Source organism: Christensenella hongkongensis (assembly GCF_000981035.1).
Taxonomy (GTDB): domain Bacteria; phylum Bacillota; class Clostridia; order Christensenellales; family Christensenellaceae; genus Christensenella; species Christensenella hongkongensis.
On record NZ_LAYJ01000028.1, the window covers coordinates 1 to 388 of the forward strand.

At 60.3% G+C, this 388-nt stretch carries 1 protein-coding gene; it reads right to left on the reverse strand.

Annotated features, from left to right (window positions below):
• Positions 1-358, reverse strand: a 358-nt coding sequence (locus CHK_RS00795; RefSeq protein WP_242844857.1) for an MDR/zinc-dependent alcohol dehydrogenase-like family protein, incomplete at its 3' end; no start/stop codon positions are given.
• Between the last annotated feature and the right edge of the window lie 30 nt (positions 359-388).

Genomic DNA, 388 nt, shown 5'->3' on the forward strand with positions numbered 1-388 from the left:
CCACCAGAATCACGAGCGCTCCCATCGCATGCAGCGCCGCCACCGCGCAGTTTCCTACCGAGCCTCCGCCGTACACCACCGCTACGTCCGCCGCGTCCACTCCGCCTGCCTCATAAATGCCCTTGTAGGCGATGCTGAACGTTTCCACCATCGCTCCCGTCATATTGTCGATGTTTTCCGGCAGCACATGCAGCCAGTCGCCGTTCGCCTTGAAGTATTCTGCATCCGCCCCGTCCTGTGTGAAACCGAAATGGTTCGCGTCCGGGCAGAACCCAGCCTTGATCTGGCATACCGGGCATACCCCGCAGCCGATATTGCACTCGCCTACCACCCGGTCTCCAATCTTTACGTTCTTCACATTCTCCCCTGTCTTCACGACCTGCGCCGC